Raw genomic sequence first — 19444 nt, 5'->3', positions numbered from 1 at the left:
CTTGCGGGGAGGGGGTTAGGGGGTGGGGTTCCTTGGCAAAGTCCACCGGAAATCTGGTCAAAACTGAAACCTTTAGCCCGACAAATGCGGACAGAACCCACATTAGCAGAAAAGCAACTTTGGCAAAGATTAAAAAATAAGCAACTACTAGGTTTTAAGTTTCGTCGTCAGCAGGTTATTGATAGATTTATAGTTGACTTTTATTGCCACGAAGTCAAATTAGTAATTGAAGTAGATGGAGAAATTCACAATTACACGCAAGTAGAAGATGCTATTCGACAAGAGTTTTTAGAGTCTTTGGGTTTGCGGGTGGTGAGATTTAAAAATGAGGATGTTTTGTTCAGGATAGAGGGGGTTTTGGAGGAGATTGGGCGGGTAATAAAACCCCACCCCTAGCCCCTCCCCGCAAGCGAGGAGGGGGACAAGAGAGAAGGGGCGTTATGTTCAGAAATCAAGGAGATAAAGTATTATGTCAGAAACTAAACCCCGTGACGTGCAAATATTGCCTATTGGTACAGATACCATAATATTGCGATCGCGCAGTTGGGCTAGATTAAGATTTGAAATTGAATATGCTTTAGCTAGATTTCCAGGCACAATAAAAAAATAGCAAACGGAGAAGGTATCTATGGAAATCGCGCCTTATATCAACGTAGATAGTGATATCCACCACGGTACACCTATTATTAGCGGCACTCGCGTTCCTATTTCCATCATTATTGGCTCTCTCGCTGGTGGCATGAGCAAGGAAGAAGTCATGAAAGAATACGAACTCAGTAAAACCCAAGTTGAAGCTGCTCTCAGTTACGCTGCTGATCTGGTTAAACACACCCAAGTCACTGCACTGGGAGTATAAATCTTGAACTTCCTTGTTGATGAAAATATGCCCCGTTCCCTCGCACCCCAAATTGCGGCGCTCGGATTCACTGTGCAAGATGTACGGGACATCGGTTTACCCGGACATCCTGATACTAAAGTTATGGAAGCTGCTATTGCTGCTGATGCCATTATCATCACCCGTGACAGAGGACTTGCCAATCCTAGAACTTGGACGGAAACCTTCACGGCTGGAACTATTTTCATTAATCTTCCCGATGATACTCCAGCTACCAGCATCAATACCAAAATTATTGAACTTCTAACTAACCGCTTACCCGTCTCTCTCTTAGGTGCTTACACTGCTCTCGAACCCCTTCGCGCCCTCTCTCGTCCCGTCTGTCGTAGACTTTAAAAAAAACTTATCATGCAGGGAGGAGGAGAGGGCAGGAGTTTTTCCCCATTACCAATTACCAATTACCAATGACCACTAAACCCCGTGACGTGCAAATATTGCCCATTGGTACAGATACCATAATATTGCGATCGCGCAGTTGGGCTAGATTAAGATTTGAAATTGAATATGCTTTAGCCAAGGGTACAACGGCTAATTCTTATCTCATCCAAGGCGATAAAAATGCCCTGCTTGACCCCCCTGGCGAAACTTTTACCGAAATTTACCTCCAAGCCTTACAACAGCGGTTTGATGTCAAAAAACTCGATTATGTGATTCTTGGTCACGTTAACCCCAACCGTGCCGCAACACTAAAAGCACTACTGGAAATTGCCCCCCAAATTACCTTTGTTTGTTCTAACCCAGGGGCGATAAATCTCCGCGCAGCTTTGGAAAAAGAGGATTTACAAATTTTGGTCATGCGGGGGGAAGATACCCTAGATTTAGGAAAAGGACATCATTTACAATTTATTCCCACTCCTAACCCCCGTTACGCTGACGAACTTTGTACCTGGGACCCGCAAACAGAAATCTTGTTTTCTGATAAATTATTTGGAGCGCATATTTGCTCAGATCAAGTTTTTGATGAAGGTTGGGAAGTATTTAACGAAGATAGACGCTATTATTTTGACTGTTTAATGGCACCTCACGCCAGACAAATCGAAACAGCTTTAGAAAAATTAGCAGATTTGCCAGTGCGAATGTATGCTACTGGTCATGGTCCAATAGTCCGCTATGGTTTAATTGATATTACCAAAGGCTATCGGGAATGGACTAAACAGCAAACTTCCGCTGATATGACAGTGGCTTTAATTTATGCTTCTGCCTATGGGAATACTGCAACTTTAGCACAGGCGATCGCTCGCGGCATTACAAAAGCCGGTGTCAGTGTCGAATCTATCAATTGCGAATTTACCGAACCCGAAGAAATCAAAGCCGCCATTGCAAAATCCGCCGGTTTCGTGATTGGTTCACCCACATTAGGTGGACACGCACCCACACCTGTGCAAACAGCTTTAGGAATTGTCCTCTCTACTGCTACTAACAATCAATTAGCCGGTGTATTTGGTTCTTTTGGTTGGAGTGGAGAAGCCGTTGATTTAATTGAAAGTAAACTCAAAGACGCAGGATACAGATTTGGTTTTGACACCATTCGCGTTAAATTCAAACCCAATGAAATCACCCTGCAAACCTGCGAAGAAGCGGGAACTGATTTCGCCCAAGCATTGAAACGCGCCACGAAAAAATCAGTTGTGGCTAGACAACCTGCTACTAATGTGGAACAAGCAGTGGGGCGGATTGTTGGTTCTTTGTGTGTAGTTACAGCCACTCAAGGTGAAGTAAAAACGGGAATGTTAGCCTCTTGGGTGACACAAGCCAGTTTTAATCCGCCTGGTTTAACTATTGCGGTAGCCAAAGAACGGGCTATGGAATCCCTATCCTATACAAATAACAAATTCGTTGTGAATATCTTGGCGGAAGGGAAGGAAATTCGTAAGCAATTTATGAAAATCTACGCCCCCGGACAAGATAGATTTGCTGGTTTGGACACTCAAGAAGCCAATAATGGTGGAATTATTCTCAATGGTGCTTTAGCGTATCTGGAATGTTCTGTTCAGAGTCGGATGGAAGCAGGTGATCATTGGTTAGTTTATGCCACTGTTGATGATGGTAAAGTCTTAAATCAAGATGGTGTCACAGCAGTACATCATCGCAAATCCGCGAGTTATTATTAAACAGTATGGTGGGCATTGCCCCACCTAAATAGGGTTTGCTGAAAAAGTTATCTGTGGAGACAGGGAACAGGGAACAGGGAACAGGGAACAGTTTCAAGAGTTAGATGGAAGCGATTTTTCCTTTGCATCCAACTTAAATGCAAGGTTTTCGAGTTCCCACGTCATAAAATCTTGCACTTTTTGAAAATCAAAATGTCTAAAACCGTTTACCTGTAATGTTTTAAGATTTATTCAGCATCCCCTAAATAAACTATAAAGATAGTGCCTTACGCTGTCGCTAACACATCCTACTAGAAATTTGCTCAAAATTCATGTTTTTTTTCTGAGTCTAATTTTAATTAGCAATTCATCTTTAATTCGGTTCAAGATTGAAGTTTCATTTAAAGTTGATAGAATTTGACTAACTACTGCTTTGGGTCCATCTGGTCCCCAGGTTGCACCATTGGCTAAATAGGCTTTGGTAACTTGACCGATACTGTATGAAGACACTCCAGCTACTCCTGCTTGGGTTATGGCTATGGATAAATAGGGTCCAATTGTCATGCCGGCGGTTGCTGTTGCAGAGATACCCAGTAGGGTTTTTAAACTACTTAAACCAAAATTTGCTAATAGTTCACTAGCACCGATACCACCCATACTCAGGGCGATTTTTCGGAGTAATTTGACTGCACCGGTTTCGGTCATGGGGATACCGTAAAGCTTGGACAAACCTAAAATTAAGGAGATATCTATAATTACGGCGCTGAGTATATCCACTACTGTAACAGGATTGAGGGCGATCGCTAGTCCTTTAGTAATAACTGCTTTCCAAATTAACTGATTAGCATTTTCTTCTCTAATTATCAGTTTACGTTGTACCAATTGCTGATTAACAGCATCAGCATAAAGCATAGTATTTAAAGCTACTAATGCCTTACCTTCATGGTGCAGAATTTCCAATATCTTCAATTTTAATTCGTCAACCTGTGATTGTCCTTTTTGGAGTTTTATACCTCTAGTACCATCAGGATTTTGTACCGCCATTCTTACCAACGGTGAAGCTGCGGACATGACGATTTCTGCTGGTGAAACTAATTCCCGCACTCTATCATCTCGAATTTTTTCATAAATTGTAATTCTGTCAGTTTCGGGATATTGATCAACTTTATTAAAGACTAAAATAATCGGTTTACCTACTTCTCGTAATTGGGATAATGCTATTTGTTCAATCTTCGTCATATCTCCCGAAATTACAAATAAAATTAAATCTGCTTGCTTGGCAATTTGTTCAGCCAAAGCTGCGCGAGTTTCACCGTCTACTTCATCTAGTCCAGGAGTATCAATTAATTCAACTTGGGATTGACCATTGCTGGGTAATGTGGCTTTTAAAGTTCCTAAAGCCGCTTCACTAATACTCCAGTTTACAGTTTGTGCATCACGAGTAACACCATGTAGAGGACCTGTAACAAAGACTTCCTGACCAACTAAAGCATTGAGAAGGGAAGATTTACCCCGTCCTACCATCCCAAAAGCAGCAATTTGGACTACCATGCTTTCTAGTTTATCTAGCATGGTTTCTAAATCATGAATTTCTGCTTCTAAGCCTGATTTTTCCACAGGGGAAAGGTCAAGATTGTTAACTAGGTTTCGTAGTGCGCTTTTGGCTTGTTTGTAGTTAAGTTCGGCTTGAATATCCTCAAAGGTAAAAATGGCATTATCCAATTCTTCTTCCCAATTGGAGATGGATTCGGGTATAGTGTTCATTTTAGAAAGCGAAAAACAGGGAGTAATTAAAAGTTACACTAGCATAAACCCACATTTCGCACTTCAATAATTCAGTAATTTCTATGTCCGATATTTTATTATTCCTAAGAGGATGTTTGAAAAGTTTCCGGCGATTAGAAATCGCTACTACACAAACAAAGTCCACCTGCGTGGACTAAGGAAAAATCAAGGCTTTTGAACCCACGTATCCCTTACGGGACAGAAGGAATAGGTGGGTTTCGTCTGTGTGGTTCCGCGACTTCTAGTCGCCCTTGCAAGTAATAAATTAGACCTAACTAGCAACTGACATTAATATACTTATGACCAAGGATAGACGATTAACGACTAATAAGTTGCCGTTCTAATTGTAGTAAAGCTTCTACTCTTGCTTCAGTGGCTGGGTGACTAGAGAAAAGATTTCCCAAAAACTGCCCGGAAATGGGATGAATAATTAATAATGGTTCAAAAGCTGGGTTAGCATTCAAAGGCATTTGTCTAGCTGTAGATTCTAACCGTTGTAAGGCCCTAGCTAAGGCGCGAGGATTACCTGTTAATTTTGCTGCACCAGCATCAGCGGAAAATTCTCTGGTGCGGGAAATTGCTAACTGAATTACAGTAGCAGCAATGGGCGCAAATAGGACTGTTGCTAAGACACCTAAAGGATTGCCACCTCTTTCATTATCTCGTGAACCGCCACCAAACCACATACTATAACTGAGCATTTGCGCGAGGAAAGAAACAGCACCGGCGACAGTGGCGGCGATCGCTTGAGTTAAGGTATCACGATTGATAATATGGGTAAGTTCGTGGGCAATTACGCCTTCTAATTCGTCCTCTGGCAGGATGTCCAAAATCCCCGCAGTAACAGCCACAGCCGCGTGTTCAGGGTCTCTTCCTGTCGCAAACGCATTGGCAGTGGGACTAGGAACAATATACACCCCCGGCATGGGAATATTGGCACGGGTAGATAATTTTTGGACGATGCGATACAGTCCGGGTGCTTCCGCCGCGCTGACAGGTTGGGCGTTATATACTGCTAAAGCAATCTTATCTGATTGATACCATGAGAACAAATTAGTCGCTGCTGCCAACCCAATACCGATAACTAGGCCTCCCGTACCACCAATCACCCAGTAACTAATTGCTATTAATAAGCCACTGAGAGTAGCCAGTAAAATAGCAGTTTTTAGTTGATTTCCCATATTGATAACTCTCCTACTTCTGCTGTGTTAATTTTTGTAACTTTCTCTGGACAACAGCATCTTTTTAGCTACCTCCTGATTGTATCGAGTTCAAATTTGGGGTACAGTGATGAAACCCTGTCACTAGAGTACGGTTTTCCGTTTGAGGTGAATTAGATTCAATTTGTTGCGGATATAAGTGGTGAGCATGGAAAATTGTCCTTATGGCAAGGGAAGAGGCAAGAGTGAAGAGAGGTTGGGCGATTTTACTTTTCTTTACACGGATTGCTTTTATTGTGTTCATCGAAATTTATGTCACATTAGTTGACACTCTGTCTAACTCCTGACTTCTGCTATGGCTTTTCTCCTGTTGGCTATTGAGTGAAAGTGAACTTTATCCTAAAATAACTAGTAGGAATTTGGTGAAGCGGTTTATTTTACTTGCCTCTTCTCTACTGAAAATGAATCAAAAGCAGTTAAAAGTAAGATAAGTCACCTGTGAGTAGCTCCTAAAAAAAAAGCTAACAGCTTGATATTGGATGCTCAAAAAGGTAGGTTAGATGTTTTGAGTATCTTAAGTAAGAGTATGATGAAAAGTATGAAAGCTGAACATATTGATTTTCCAGTGCTACAGTCAGAATTATTCTTACGTCATCGTCTACAGGTAGTAGAGGAATTGTGGGAGTCGGTGCTGCGTCAAGAATGTGGTCAAGAAATGGTGGATCTTTTGCGCCAATTGCGGGACTTATGTTCTCCAGAGGGACAAGCCACCAATGACTTAGCTGCATCGGCTGTAGAATTAATTGAACAATTAAATATCAATGAAGCGATTCGTGGGGCACGTGCCTTTGCGTTGTATTTTCAGTTGATTAATATTATTGAGCAGGAATATGAGCAAAAGCAGCAATTAAACCGCTATAGTGGAGAAACGGATGAAGAGGTTTTCCCCAGTATAATTTATTCTACAAACCAAAGAGAAGAAGAATTGCCTATTACTAAGGAAATAGGTAGTGATTTGATGACATCGGAAACTCCGCAAAAAGGGACTTTCGCGGCTTTATTTCCCCTGTTATTTAAATTGAATGTTCCACCCCAACTAATTCAACGTCTAATTTCTCAACTGGATATCCGCTTAGTTTTCACTGCACACCCGACGGAAATTGTCCGTCATACTATCCGGGATAAACAGCGTCAGGTGGTTCATCTTTTGCAAAAACTAGATGAGGCCCAAAGTCGTGCTAGTAGCTATCCTTGGGAAACTTTGGAAGTCAAGGAAAGATTACTGGAAGAAATTCGCCTGTGGTGGCGGACCGATGAGTTGCATCAGTTTAAACCGACAGTTTTGGATGAAGTAGATTATGCTCTTCACTACTTTCAAGAAGTGTTGTTTGATGGGATTACGCAACTATACAAACGCTTCAAATATTCCTTGGGAGAAACTTTTCCCTGGTTACAACCACCAACGACAAATTTTTGCTCTTTTGGTTCTTGGGTAGGTTCAGACCGAGATGGTAATCCTTCGGTGACACCGGAAGTAACTTGGAAAACCGCCTGTTATCAACGAAAAATGGTCTTAGAGCGGTATATTAAGTCAGTTAAAGAGTTGGTGTCTTTATTGAGTGTATCTATGCACTGGAGTGATGTACTACCAGATTTGCTAGAGTCTTTGGAGTTGGATCAATCACAGTTAAGTGGGGTGTATGATGATTTGGCGTTGCGTTTCCGCCAAGAACCTTATCGCCTGAAGTTATCTTACATTCTCCAGCGGTTGGAAAATACCCGCGATCGCAATTTAGCCTTATATAATCGGGAAACCCCAAACAATGAAGATGCACCTATGTACCGTTCGGGTGCAGAATTCTTAACAGAATTGTTGTTAATTCAACGCAACTTAACAGAAACAGGTTTAAGTTGTCGAGAGTTGGAAAACCTGATTTGTCAAGTAGAAATCTTTGATTTTAATCTGACTCAATTAGATATTCGGCAAGAATCATCCCGTCATGCTGATGCTATCAATGAGATTCTGGAATACTTGCAACTGTTACCCCAGTCCTACAACGAATTATCAGAAGCACAAAGAATCGCCTGGTTAACTTCAGAATTGCAAACTCGACGGCCATTGATTCCCGCTGAATTACCATTTTCGGAAAAAACCAATGATGTGATTGAAACCTTCCGAATTTTGCGATCGCTACAACAAGAATTTGGCATTAAAATCTGTCAAACTTATATTATTAGTATGTGCCGTGAAGTTAGCGACGTACTAGAAGTTTTACTCCTCGCCAAAGAATCAAGCTTATTTGATCCTGTAGTTGCAGTGGGAACAATTCGCGTTGTGCCTCTATTTGAAACCGTAGAAGATTTACAACGTTCTAGGGGCGTAATGCGCCAACTGTTTGAATTGCCTTTATATCGGGCAATGCTGGCTGGAGGTTATACCACAATCAACAAAAGTGAAGAACAAGCATCTCCATCTGTTTCTACTTTGAATCCTAACTTACAAGAAGTAATGTTGGGGTATTCCGATAGTAATAAAGATTCTGGTTTTTTAAGCAGTAACTGGGAAATTCATAAAGCTCAAAAATCACTTCAGAAAATCGCCGAAAGTTACGGTGTAAATCTGCGGATTTTCCACGGACGAGGCGGTTCTGTAGGTCGTGGTGGCGGTCCTGCCTATGAAGCGATTTTAGCCCAACCAGGTCACAGTATTAGTGGCCGGATTAAAATTACCGAACAAGGGGAAGTCTTAGCTTCTAAATATTCCTTGTTGGATTTGGCTTTGTATCACTTGGAAACCATCACCACAGCCGTAATTCAAGCCAGTTTATTAGGAACAGGGTTTGATGATATTGAACCTTGGAATGAGATTATGGAAGAGTTATCTCATGCGTCGCGTCAGCACTATCGTAACCTAATTTATGAGCAACCTGATTTCATTGACTTCTTCCACCAAGTCACCCCCATTGAAGAAATCAGCCAATTGCAAATTAGTTCTCGTCCGGCCCGTCGTCCATCTGGTAAAAAAGATTTAAGTAGTTTAAGAGCAATTCCTTGGGTATTTAGTTGGACACAAACCCGGTTCTTATTACCTTCTTGGTATGGGATTGGAACAGCCTTACAAGAATTTCTGGACGCAGAACCAGAACAACATTTGAAATTACTCCGCTATTTCTACCTCAAATGGCCATTCTTTAAAATGGTGATTTCTAAAGCCGAAATGACTTTAGCAAAAGTGGACATGGAAATGGCGCGTCACTATGTTGATGAACTGTCTAAACCTGAAGACAAACCGCGATTTGAGAAAGTTTTTGAGCAAATTTCTAGCGAGTTCTTGCTGACCAGGGATTTAGTTTTAAAAATCACCGGACACCAAAAACTATTAGATGGTGATCCAGTATTACAACGTTCTGTACAATTAAGAAATGGAACAATTGTGCCGTTAGGATTTATTCAAGTTTCCCTCCTCAAACGATTACGTCAATCAAAAAATGCACCAACAACCGGAGTAATTCATTCTCGTTACAGCAAAGGAGAATTACTCAGAGGGGCGTTATTAACCATCAACGGAATTGCTGCCGGTATGAGAAATACAGGTTGATAATGGGTAATTTGGACAGCGATCGCCTCCCCGGACCTAGCAGATTTTCTAGTCTACTAGCGATTCCGACGGAGCGCTTCGCTATCGTCTCATTTTCTAGTTGGGGCCGATTCTTCCTCTAGATAAGTGGAAACCTAGGAGAAAACACCAATCTAGCAACTTTCTGGAAAATGTTTCAGTCCCCTTGCGGGGATTAGATAAGTGGAAACCTGGCGGTTTGGCAAATCTCCAGGGTTTTTGACCCCGCTCTAGGTCTGCCAAATTTATCTTGATAAGCTGTTACGCAGCTAAATTTGATAACCATAATTTACTTGAACTTTGTAGTGCGGGCATCTTGCCCGCTAGAATTATACAAACTAAATGCACAACAGCTTATAAGTGTAAAATTTAGCTTAATCAGCAGAAGCCCCACGTCTCACTCTTAGGAGCGTGGGATGAATGCGCGTGAGTTGAGTTGCGTAGCCCAAATTGTATTTGAGCGTAGCGAAAACAAAGAAGGCTACAGCGACGAAACGAACAAAATATTGATTTTATGTTATTATAAAAAAGTAGGTGTAGTCCAATTAAATGCAGAAATGCAGCCTACAAAACAAAAAACAAATCTCAAAACCAAAGAACCGTGGGGCGCACGGTCTTAAAGCTCAGTTAATGTCCTCATAGAGGAGTCACTGAGAAGCCCACACTCACCTGAAAGGGAGTGTGTGGAGTACGTCACCAAGTTACTTGTCAATAGTTAATGTATTGCAAATAGTAAAGCCTTAAATTAGCTAATTATTCTGATAAAGTCCTATTTCCTTGACAATATCGGCTGTAACTTTCTGTCTTAAATCATAAGGTGAGAGAATTTCTACCCTTGGTCGCCAAGCTCTTAACCGCATAGTTACATTATGATCCCCATGTCGGTACTGAAGACTGTAATAAGCATCCTTTGGGGAACGATTAGCGAGAACCTTTAATAATTCTGCCTTGTGTTCTGAATTAACTACAGAACTTTGAATCAAACTTTTCGCTTTTTGATAGCTAATCAATTTAAAAGTTTCATGGCGAGAGGTATCCCGAATGTAGCGGTCATGATAATCTCGTTCAAATCGTAGCAGCATTAGTCGAGATTCTAAATAAAAATCAAATCCTAGTGCCTTATCCATTTGCAATTCTATTTCTTCTGGACTTGGTAAATTTCTTTGGTGATACCTTTGTTGTAAGTTTTTAGGAATCCTAGGATTTGTCCATTCAATTGGCGTGATGTTCTCGATTCTATCCAACCGAAAATTATACCAATCTGTTTTTCTATCAGGACTTTCCCCAAAGGCACATAAATACACTGCACGTTGTACATAATAAATGCAAACAGGATAAACCAAACATTTGTTAGATTCTCCTAATCTAGCACTATTATAAATTAACTTAATTGGTGGGACTGGACTTTGTGACCAAAGTTTTCGCAGTTCATATTGCCAATTTCCAACTTCGTCTACAGCAGTTACCACATAGTCTAGTTTCAAAAAAAACCGCTGCACGCCACCAATTTTTTGCGACATATTCTCAGCGATTTCTGCTAAATCTTCTTGATTCAGGAAATTTAATTCATGATTATTAGGTTTAGTAGTAATAGGACGAGAAGGTAAATATTGAACTCGATGATATTTTTGCTCTCGATTTTCTAACCAACCTAATTCTTCTAAAATTTGTAAATCTGCTTGTAAAGAACGACGAGTTACCCCAAATAATCGTTTTTGGAGAATTTCATCTAAATTAGAGATATTAACATGAGATAATAAAGAGTGTTTCCATGTTTCCTGATTCAATCCAGTTTTATCATCAAACAACCATTCGGCAGTAGTTTTTGCACAATGACAGTTAGAGTCATGGAAATCGGGAATTGTTTCTCCTTTGGGGTGTGTCGAACTAAAGAAAGCGGTTTTCCAATCTGCCAAGGTAAAACCATCCTCTAAGAATACATGATCTTGATCTTCTCCATACAAGGAACGTAACCACACCCACAACCGAATGGCACGGAGGAGGTTTTGTTTGAGAGAACCGCGTGCTAACCATTGCAACAGTTCTACTTGGGGGACATCAGAAAAAGTTTGCTCAGACACTTGCAGTAAAGTTACTTGTGTGGGAAAAAGGGCGGTTGGAAACCGCGTCTACAGGGGTAAAACCCACCTGCGTGGGTTTAATTAGCAGTTAAACAGAATTAATTGCACAATGTTATTGCGTAAGCGTGGCGTTAGCACTATGGAACGAAGTGAAATCAAGCGATAGCCAGGGTTGTGATTGCTTCCCTTCCCTTGCAATAACTGTAAATATTTTTGTCCAATTACTGATCTTTGCTTTTGCCTTAGTCCATACAGGCGGATTTTGTTTTTGTACCAGCGATTTCCAATGACCTGAAGTTTGTACTTCCAGCATAGACTAATCTGGAATAGGCTGCTTCCAATGCCATGTATGATATAACAGTCAGTGAATCAGTAAAGGTAATGACTACTTACAACATTGAGTTCAAGGACAATATTTTACGGTTGAGTTTTGGTGAACCTGCTAAAAATGACCAAATTGTCCAAGATGCTGCCACTAAGTTAGAGCAAATGGCACAGTCGGGGGAATTAACAGGAGGACAACTGCTAAGGATTAATGGACCCGTTTCTATCCCTGCGGCTTTTGTGTTGGCACATAAATTAGCCCATATTTACGGAGCAATTGGTTTTTTTGATCCAAAATTAGGTAAATACGTGATTTGCATCACACACAATCCGGCATATAAACTGGGATATCTAATTGATTGAAGTTTTGCTTGAGGAAATTACTTGAGTCATGTTTTAATTATTTTATAATCCACTGCTGTTCCATGAGTAATTACCATATCAGTCTAGAAGGTGACATTTTAAAGGTAGGATTTGGCAGTACCCTGACCACAGGTGATAAAATTGTCTGTGATGCAGTTACCAGATTGAATCAAATGATTGTTTCTGGGGAATTACCGGGGGGTTCGCTGATTAAAATCAACGGTCGGATATCGGTACTGGTGAGTCAGGTTTTGGCTGATAAATTATCTAAGTTGTATGATGTCATTGCCCTTTTTGATCCTAAGATTGGCGATAAGGGGCTGGATAGGTACGTAGTCACCATTAGTAACCATCCTGATTATCAAGTCGGGGATATTTTGGATGTGGTGCAGATACAGCAGCAGTCAAGTATTAAATTGGTGATTTGTGGGTTTGCAAACACGGGAAAGACCTGTTTCCGGGAAGGTCTAAAACAAGCGTTGTTACAGATTCCCAATGCACCGGAATCCTATTTTATCTCTGGTTGTCCAGATGGGGATGGTTCTTGGTATGGGGAAACGGCACGACGGGACGCAGATTTAGCAAATAGGTTAAAAACACAGTACAAGGCGAGTTTTACCCCGGAATTTGGACAACTGAAGGCACAGCAAGTCAGGGGTATCAATACACCAATACTTGTGTTTGATGTCGGTGGCAAAATTTCTGATGCTAACCGTTTGATTATGGGGGAAGCGACTCATGGGGTGATTTTGGTGAAGGATGAAAGTGAGATTGCACTTTGGGAAGAACTATGTGAATCGCTGGGTTTGTCGGTGGTGGCCATTGTTCACAGTGATTATGAGGGTGTGGAAGATGTGATTTCCCAGGAAACGCCGATTTTGAGGGGTAGTGTGCATTGCTTGAAACGGGGGGAGGATGTTTCTGTGCGTCCGATGATTCGGGCTTTGGCTGGGGTTTTGGTGGGGTTGTCTAGTGGTAGGGAGTTTTAATGATGACAAGTTCTGAAAAGGTTGCATTACAGGTTTTTCAACAAGCGATCGCAGCTTTGGCTAAATGGGCTAAATTTGATTATACTTTTCAGGGTAATGAATATCCAGAGGTTAAAAGAGCTAAGTTTATTTTAGGTTGGAAAGAAAATACAGAAGTTGGAATATTGCGCTTGTTATTTGATAATGTGAATTTATCTGATGAACCTAAAAAAGAATCATCAAAAATTCATTACAACAAATTAATGGCAATTGACAATGATAATAAAGAATATCCTGATATTCCTTATCCATTAAATCGTGAGCCTAGCGAAACAGAACAGAAAGATTTTAAAGAAAAGATTAATCAAGAACTTTCAGAATATCTCAAAGATAATTTAGAAAATCTTTCTTTATTGATGTTGATATTAGAAAAATTTGGTTCATGTCTCAGCTTTGGTGAATCTAATATAGCCTTGGTAGATATGACAAGAACTACAGCCGCAGTTGCAACAGCTTTAATTAACAATCCTGCTGAAGAAATTAGTTTAATTGCTGGTGATTTATCAGGAATACAAAAATTTATTTATACGATTTCTTCTGATGGTGCATTAAAATCACTTCGCGCTAGAAGTTTTTATTTAGAGTTAGTTACAGAAGAAGTAGTACAACAATTACTAGAAGAATTAGACTTACCACGCACCAGTATTATCTATGCAGGTGGGGGTAATTTGTACTTACTAGCTGCGGCTACTAAGAAAACAGAGGATAAGGTTAAAGAAATTCAGTGTAAATTTAATAAGTGGCTGAAAGATAAGTTTCAGAGCAAAATATTTTTAGCTCTCGACTGTCAAAGTTTTCATATTAGTGATGTAGCAACTAACAAATTTTCATGTCATTGGAATCAAGTAATTCAGCAACTCAATCAGCAAAAAATGCGTAAGTTTGATACACAAATAAATGATTTACTTGCATTGCGTGATAGTTTTGGTGATCGCTGTCGTGTTTGCCACAGAGATGATACAACAGATTTAAAACAGTTAAATACTGAAGAGGATGATTCTGTTTTGGCCTGTCCAACTTGCCGTCAAATGTTCCAGCTAGGAAGTCAATTATTTAAAACTAAAGCTGTTGTACGTTCTCGTTGTGATGATATACCAAAGAAGCAATATCAACTTTCTCTTCAAGGTGGTTTTCATTACTTTCTTTTGGAGGAAGCACCAAAACAAAAGATTCAGAATGATGAAACACTGTTTTTAATCAATAACTGGAACATAAAAGACTACTATTCTTCTAATTCCGTACCGCTTTTATTAGGTAACTATGGTAAAGAAAGTTGTGAAAATCCGGGAAATTTTATCCGCGCTCATGAATTAGCAAAAAAATCAACAGGAATCAAAAAAGTTGGCTATTTGCGAATGGATGTAGACAATTTAGGAAAAATATTTGCTAAGGGGTTGGGTGATAATCATACTTTACCAAGACTTGCAGGATTGTCACGTCAGATGAGTTATTTCTTCAAAGCATATCTGAATAGTTTAGCGAAGAATAGACAATTACCTAAAAATGCCAAATATTTAACTTCTGAATCTAATGGTGAAGCATATTCTCGACTCAATCTTTTATTTATTTATGCAGGTGGTGATGATTTATTTGTCAGTGGTTCTTGGAATGAGTTAGTTGAATTTGCTTTTGATATTTACCAATCTTTCCGAGCTTATACAGGGCATAATTCAGATATTACACTTTCAGGAGGTATCAGTATTAATGATGTGAAATATCCTCTTTATCAATCTGCGGATGATTCAGGTGCATCTGAAAATGAGGCAAAAGCAAATGATAAAGATAGCTTAGGTTTATTTGGAGAAGTTTTTAAATGGGATGAGTGGATAGGAAGAACCAATGTATCACCATCTGATATTCAAGTTATTTCAGAATGTAAATCATACATTAATAAAACTGAACAAATAGAGTTATTTGGAATTTTACCTTTTGTCGATAAATTGTTAAATCATCCTGATTTAGATTATTCTGAAAGCTTCATTCGTAACCTTTTGGTAACTGCTGAAGTTCAGGAATTAGCATTAAAGGAAGCAAAGGAAGAGCAAAAAAATGATATTAATGATATTAAGTATTTTCTCCATTTACCAAAATTAGCTTATGCTATGTCAAGATTACCTCCAAAGTTACGGAATCATGAAGATTTTGCACCTATTCGGCGGTCTTTTATGAGTCCATATAATGCGCCTTATTTTCGGGCGATCGCCACTTGGATTGAATTACTTACTCGTGAATAAAATATATGAATAAGCAAGACGATGGACAAAATTTACAGTCAAAGCCTGTTCCAAAAAAAATAATAACCTCTCAGGCTAGTTTTGAGCCACAAATAAATGAAAATATCAGTACAAGGATGGTTAAAAAAATTGACAAACTTAGTGCTTTAAAAGAATACAAGACTCGTGATTTAGTAGAAGACTCTGAGGAACTTGGAAGAGAACTTTCTAAAAAGTTAAAAACCACGCAGATCCGAAAGTTTCTAGATGCTGTGAATCGCCTTAAAGCTCAACTAGCTGATAAAGGTTTCACTGAAGAAATAAAGTCAGAATTAATACTTCTACGACCCAAGCTTGCTTATGCTGCTGCTCGCCAACCTGGTTCGATGGATTCACTTCAACAAGTTTTAGAAGCAGCAATTAAAAAAGTTGAAGATGATCCAGACAATTTCAAGAGATTTGTCCAGCTAATTGAATCAATTATTGCTTATCACAAAGCATCAGGAGGAAGAGAACAGTGACTACAGCAATAAATAATAATCAACATAATCAACAAAAACCATTACTTGGCAAATTACGTCTCACAAGCACACTTCTTGTAGAAACTGGTCTTCATATTGGCGGAGGTGGAGAAAATCTCAACATTGGTGGACTGGATAAACCCGTAGTTCGTGACCCAATTACTAGACATCCTTACTTACCAGGATCATCTATCAAGGGCAAACTACGTTCAATTTTGGAACGCTTGCTTCCTAATAAACCTTTAAACCGTAAGGGCAGCCGTGATACTTATCGTTACGAAAGTGATGATTTGGAGAGTGGGTTTACAGAAGTTGGACGAGAACAGTTTATTGCTTTTGAAGGCGCTCGAACTTGCCATATTAGTAGATTATTTGGTTCGACTGGAGTTAGTTGTTGGATTCCCTCTGATATTGTGAGAAGCCAGAATTTAGAGGCTACTGGAAATAGCAAAAATATAGAAGGTGTTGAATGTTTAAAAGCTAAAGGTCGTAATGCACCTGCCCGATTAATTGTTCGTGATAGTCATCTTTTAACAACCTCAGCGGAAAAGCTGAAAAAAATTGACACTGGGTTATATATGACCGAGTGGAAGTTTGAAAATGGCTTGGATCGAATTACAGCAGCAGCTAATCCAAGACAAGTAGAACGAGTACCAGCAGGTTCTGAGTTTCGTTTTGAGTTAGTTTACACAATAGAGGATACTATTCAAGCAATTGAGGATTTAAAGAATTTAGCGATCGCTGTTGCCATTTTAGAAGATGACGCTTTGGGGGGACATGGCTCAAGAGGTTATGGGAAAGTCAAATTTCAGAACTTTCAATTTTCCTACCATGATATAGAGCAATATCGTCAAGTTGTCAGTGGTGAGACAAGCTTTCTAAGTCCAATTTCTCTAGTTGACACATCAGAATTATTAAGCAGATTTAGTGAAATTCAGGGATTACTACCAGGGAGTTGAATCTCAAAATGAGTATTTGGAAGTTAGCAAGGCTCAAATTTGGGCGTACTCTTGCCCATTTTGGTGAACTAGGAATTGGACTAGAAAATACTGCTGAAAGAGTACCATCAGACACTTTATTTAGTGCTTGGGTGAGTGCTTATGCAAAACTTTTTGGTGGAGATGCTGCTACAAACCTTTTAGAGCAATTTAACACTCAACAAGAAGCACCATTTCGTCTCAGTTCTACTTTTATTTATCAGCAAATAGAAGAAAAACTGATTTATTACTTACCTCGTCCTTTAAATTTTCCTCCTAATTACCCAATTGGAGATGACTTAGATTTTACTAAAGCCTATAAAGTTTTAAAGTATTTACCTTTGGAAATTTGGCAACGTTGGTATCAAGGAAATGGATTTACAGATAAGGAAGAATTGAAAGCAAAAATCAAAAATAAAGCAAAAGGAGAGTTAACAAACGCAGGGACTTTTGATTACAGTAAAGCATTTGAAATCAGTAAAGTTCCCAAAATTGCAGTTGATCGAATCACCAGAGCAACAAACATATACCATACAGGATTTGTTCAGTACAAATGGAAACTCAATGATCAACAAAATGATGATGTTGAAAGTTTATCAGGTTTGTACTTTCTGGTTAATTTCTCCAATCCAGATTTAGAAAATACCTTTTTTGCTGTTTTAGATTTTCTGGGAGGTGAAGGTATTGGTGGGGAAAGGTCTAGTGGTGCAGGTCAATTCAAGGTAGAAGCAGATAAATTAGATCCACTTTGGCAACAAATTGTTAACTTTAATGATGCTAATCATCACAGTTTAATTAGTTTGTTTTGGCGACATCCTTTACCTGATGAATTATTGAAAAATGCAAGTTATGAACTACAACAAAGGGGCGGTTGGCTTACTTCTCCTTCTTCTGGACGACAATTACGACGTAAATCAGTCCAAATGTTTGTTGAAGGTTCTGTTTTTTCAGGTCTACCTCAAGGAAAACTAGCTGATGTAACTCCTGGTAAATCTACAGATCAACTTGATAAAGTTATAGGTCACAGAGTTTATCGGAGTGGTATTAGTTTAAGTCTTCCAATTAGAATACAGGAGAATAGTAATGTTTGCAGATGAGAATATCCTCCATAAACCAGAAGTATATGAAAGCAAACAGATTCAAATTACCAGCCCTATTTTACATATAGGCTCTGCTGTAAGTAAACTGAATCCTTTTGAATATGTTGCAGACAGTAAGCGAGTTTATTTACCCAATCAAGAAGCACTTGCTAGAGCGTTTAAAGAGCAAGGAAGATTAAATGAATATATTCGGAGAATTGAAGAACAGGAAGACTTATCTTCACTACTGGAAGTAACTTTTGGAGATGACTGGCAAAATGCTAAAAACTCGAATGGAGAAGCTATTTTTCCTAAAAATACCAGTAGCTTGAGATGGACAGAACAGAAAATAACTGAACTTCGTCCAATGATTCGTAATGGCTTTGGACAGTTGTATATTCCTGGCTCTTCTATTAAAGGCGCAATCAGGACTGCGATCGCTTATCATCTACTTAAGTACGAAGAAAAATACCAAGTAGCAGAAATAAATAGAGTTAGTGAAATAGAAAGAGGATTAAGAGAAAGACTAGAAACCGGATTTAAGTTTTCAGAAAAGGAGAAAAAATCTTTATCAAAACCACTCATGAAGAGTTTATTCTCAGACTTTATCCTTAGCGATGGTGATAATCCTATTGGTAAAATTGGCGATGCTAATACAGATTTTATGAGAGCAATTCATATTACTGATACTCAACCACTTTTAGAAAAAAAAATAGCTGATAAACAAGGAAGAAATCGCTTTTTTAACTTGCCTATTGTAGCTGAAGTTATTGTTTCTAGTCATTTTTCAGACTGGAAAGCAAAATATAAAGCACCTATTTACGCTGAAATGGTGAAAAATGTCCAAACTCAGTTCACCATCAGCCTAGATAAGAAAATGTTGTCTTGGTTTAAACATACACAAGGTATAGATATTCCTTTTCCTTTCAATAATATTGATGACATACTAAAAATTTGTCAAGAATTTGCTCAAGATCAGTGGGATGAAGAATATAATTACTGGCAATCAGTTCAAAATAATCCTTATGCTAAGGATACAAATCGTCAACCCATAAATTTAGATTTCAATACCATTCGAGATTTTTATGAACCAGAAAAATGCCCTTACAATCTTAGGATAGGTTGGGCAAGTGGAATGAATGGTACAACAGTTAATTTATTATTTGATGAAGAACTTAGAAAAGATATTCGTGATAATTGTAGTTCCAGAAATGCACCTGGTTTTGAAGCACCAAAATCTAGACGGGTTGTAACCATATCTAGCAGAGAGATTAAGTTTATACCGGGTTGGATCAAGTTTAAGGTACTATAA

The 19444-nt window shown here is 39.1% G+C and carries 18 protein-coding genes; 14 read left to right on the top strand and 4 right to left on the bottom strand.

Annotated features, from left to right (window positions below; translation table 11 throughout):
• From IQ226_RS17970 to IQ226_RS17950, 5 genes are all read left to right on the top strand, one after another.
• On the top strand, nt 1-396 hold a 396-nt coding region (locus IQ226_RS17970; RefSeq protein WP_370567196.1), incomplete at its 5' end, for an endonuclease domain-containing protein.
• A gap of 73 nt (nt 397-469) precedes the next feature.
• Entirely contained in the window at nt 470-610 is a 141-nt protein-coding gene (locus IQ226_RS17965) for a hypothetical protein (protein ID WP_162501177.1), read from the top strand.
• Nucleotides 611-628: 18 nt separating this feature from the next.
• Nucleotides 629-856, top strand: coding sequence for a DUF433 domain-containing protein (locus tag IQ226_RS17960; protein ID WP_193897556.1), 228 nt, complete (start codon nt 629-631; stop codon nt 854-856).
• 3 nt (nt 857-859) lie between these two features.
• Complete coding sequence (locus IQ226_RS17955; protein ID WP_193897555.1) at nt 860-1231, top strand: DUF5615 family PIN-like protein; 372 nt, start codon at nt 860-862, stop codon at nt 1229-1231.
• A gap of 68 nt (nt 1232-1299) precedes the next feature.
• On the top strand, nt 1300-3006 hold the full coding sequence (locus tag IQ226_RS17950) for a diflavin flavoprotein (protein WP_193897554.1): 1707 nt from the start codon (nt 1300-1302) through the stop codon (nt 3004-3006).
• 309 nt (nt 3007-3315) lie between these two features.
• Here IQ226_RS17950 and IQ226_RS17945 read toward each other — a convergent pair whose 3' ends face one another.
• Both IQ226_RS17945 and IQ226_RS17940 read right to left on the bottom strand, forming a co-directional pair.
• A complete protein-coding gene (locus IQ226_RS17945) occupies nt 3316-4749 on the bottom strand; it encodes a GTP-binding protein (RefSeq protein WP_193897552.1) in 1434 nt (477 codons plus the stop codon).
• Between the two features lie 338 nt (nt 4750-5087).
• On the bottom strand, nt 5088-5951 hold the full coding sequence (locus IQ226_RS17940; protein ID WP_193897550.1) for a zinc metalloprotease HtpX: 864 nt from the start codon (nt 5949-5951) through the stop codon (nt 5088-5090).
• Nucleotides 5952-6519: 568 nt separating this feature from the next.
• Here IQ226_RS17940 and ppc point away from each other — a divergent pair.
• Complete coding sequence (gene ppc, locus IQ226_RS17935) at nt 6520-9528, top strand: phosphoenolpyruvate carboxylase (RefSeq protein ID WP_193897560.1); 3009 nt, start codon at nt 6520-6522, stop codon at nt 9526-9528.
• A gap of 434 nt (nt 9529-9962) precedes the next feature.
• Entirely contained in the window at nt 9963-10166 is a 204-nt protein-coding gene (locus tag IQ226_RS17930; RefSeq protein ID WP_039204838.1) for a hypothetical protein, read from the top strand.
• Nucleotides 10167-10295: 129 nt separating this feature from the next.
• On the opposite strand, the gene IQ226_RS17925 is transcribed toward IQ226_RS17930, so the two are convergent.
• Both IQ226_RS17925 and IQ226_RS17920 read right to left on the bottom strand, forming a co-directional pair.
• Nucleotides 10296-11627: a TIGR03985 family CRISPR-associated protein gene (locus IQ226_RS17925; RefSeq protein WP_193897548.1), complete on the bottom strand. Its 1332-nt coding sequence runs from the start codon at nt 11625-11627 to the stop codon at nt 10296-10298.
• A gap of 112 nt (nt 11628-11739) precedes the next feature.
• Nucleotides 11740-11940 carry a hypothetical protein gene (locus IQ226_RS17920; protein ID WP_193897546.1) on the bottom strand — a complete coding sequence of 67 codons (201 nt, stop codon included), beginning with the start codon at nt 11938-11940 and terminating at the stop codon, nt 11740-11742.
• A gap of 68 nt (nt 11941-12008) precedes the next feature.
• On the opposite strand from IQ226_RS17920, the gene IQ226_RS17915 reads away from it, so the two are divergent.
• The 7 genes from IQ226_RS17915 (at nt 12009) to csm5 (ending at nt 19444) form a co-directional block, all read left to right on the top strand.
• Nucleotides 12009-12314: a CRISPR-associated protein Csx3 gene (locus IQ226_RS17915; protein WP_193897544.1), complete on the top strand. Its 306-nt coding sequence runs from the start codon at nt 12009-12011 to the stop codon at nt 12312-12314.
• Nucleotides 12315-12376: 62 nt separating this feature from the next.
• A complete protein-coding gene (locus IQ226_RS17910) occupies nt 12377-13303 on the top strand; it encodes a CRISPR-associated protein Csx3 (protein WP_193897543.1) in 927 nt (308 codons plus the stop codon).
• On the top strand, nt 13303-15576 hold the full coding sequence (gene cas10 / locus IQ226_RS17905; protein ID WP_370567195.1) for a type III-A CRISPR-associated protein Cas10/Csm1: 2274 nt from the start codon (nt 13303-13305) through the stop codon (nt 15574-15576). The genes IQ226_RS17910 and cas10 overlap by 1 nt, the downstream gene beginning before the upstream one ends.
• Before the next feature lie 5 nt (nt 15577-15581).
• Nucleotides 15582-16076: a type III-A CRISPR-associated protein Csm2 gene (gene csm2 / locus IQ226_RS17900; protein WP_228039531.1), complete on the top strand. Its 495-nt coding sequence runs from the start codon at nt 15582-15584 to the stop codon at nt 16074-16076.
• On the top strand, nt 16073-17035 hold the full coding sequence (gene csm3, locus IQ226_RS17895) for a type III-A CRISPR-associated RAMP protein Csm3 (protein ID WP_370567194.1): 963 nt from the start codon (nt 16073-16075) through the stop codon (nt 17033-17035). Before csm2 ends, csm3 begins: the two co-directional genes overlap by 4 nt.
• 8 nt (nt 17036-17043) lie before the next feature.
• On the top strand, nt 17044-18150 hold the full coding sequence (gene csm4 / locus IQ226_RS17890; protein ID WP_193897541.1) for a type III-A CRISPR-associated RAMP protein Csm4: 1107 nt from the start codon (nt 17044-17046) through the stop codon (nt 18148-18150).
• Nucleotides 18137-19444 (top strand): type III-A CRISPR-associated RAMP protein Csm5, encoded by a 1308-nt coding sequence (gene csm5, locus IQ226_RS17885; RefSeq protein WP_193897539.1) that lies wholly within the window; start codon nt 18137-18139, stop codon nt 19442-19444. The genes csm4 and csm5 overlap by 14 nt, the downstream gene beginning before the upstream one ends.

It is taken from the genome of Dolichospermum sp. LEGE 00240 (assembly GCF_015207875.1).
GTDB lineage: Bacteria > Cyanobacteriota > Cyanobacteriia > Cyanobacteriales > Nostocaceae > Dolichospermum > Dolichospermum gracile.
Note: the sequence above shows the minus strand (reverse complement) of the source record. Positions and strands in the feature narration are given on the sequence as shown.

Excerpts from the sequence above, each read along its gene's own strand:
- IQ226_RS17965 (WP_162501177.1), top strand. The coding sequence starts at position 470 with ATGTCAGAAACTAAACCCCGTGACGTGCAAATATTGCCTATTGGTACA.
- IQ226_RS17960 (WP_193897556.1), top strand. The coding sequence starts at position 629 with ATGGAAATCGCGCCTTATATCAACGTAGATAGTGATATCCACCACGGT.
- IQ226_RS17950 (WP_193897554.1), top strand. The coding sequence starts at position 1,300 with ATGACCACTAAACCCCGTGACGTGCAAATATTGCCCATTGGTACAGAT.
- IQ226_RS17945 (WP_193897552.1), bottom strand. The coding sequence starts at position 4,749 with ATGAACACTATACCCGAATCCATCTCCAATTGGGAAGAAGAATTGGAT.
- IQ226_RS17940 (WP_193897550.1), bottom strand. The coding sequence starts at position 5,951 with ATGGGAAATCAACTAAAAACTGCTATTTTACTGGCTACTCTCAGTGGC.
- ppc (WP_193897560.1), top strand. The coding sequence starts at position 6,520 with ATGAAAAGTATGAAAGCTGAACATATTGATTTTCCAGTGCTACAGTCA.
- IQ226_RS17930 (WP_039204838.1), top strand. The coding sequence starts at position 9,963 with ATGAATGCGCGTGAGTTGAGTTGCGTAGCCCAAATTGTATTTGAGCGT.
- IQ226_RS17920 (WP_193897546.1), bottom strand. The coding sequence starts at position 11,940 with ATGCTGGAAGTACAAACTTCAGGTCATTGGAAATCGCTGGTACAAAAA.
- IQ226_RS17915 (WP_193897544.1), top strand. The coding sequence starts at position 12,009 with ATGACTACTTACAACATTGAGTTCAAGGACAATATTTTACGGTTGAGT.
- IQ226_RS17910 (WP_193897543.1), top strand. The coding sequence starts at position 12,377 with ATGAGTAATTACCATATCAGTCTAGAAGGTGACATTTTAAAGGTAGGA.
- cas10 (WP_370567195.1), top strand. The coding sequence starts at position 13,303 with ATGATGACAAGTTCTGAAAAGGTTGCATTACAGGTTTTTCAACAAGCG.
- csm2 (WP_228039531.1), top strand. The coding sequence starts at position 15,582 with ATGAATAAGCAAGACGATGGACAAAATTTACAGTCAAAGCCTGTTCCA.
- csm4 (WP_193897541.1), top strand. The coding sequence starts at position 17,044 with ATGAGTATTTGGAAGTTAGCAAGGCTCAAATTTGGGCGTACTCTTGCC.
- csm5 (WP_193897539.1), top strand. The coding sequence starts at position 18,137 with ATGTTTGCAGATGAGAATATCCTCCATAAACCAGAAGTATATGAAAGC.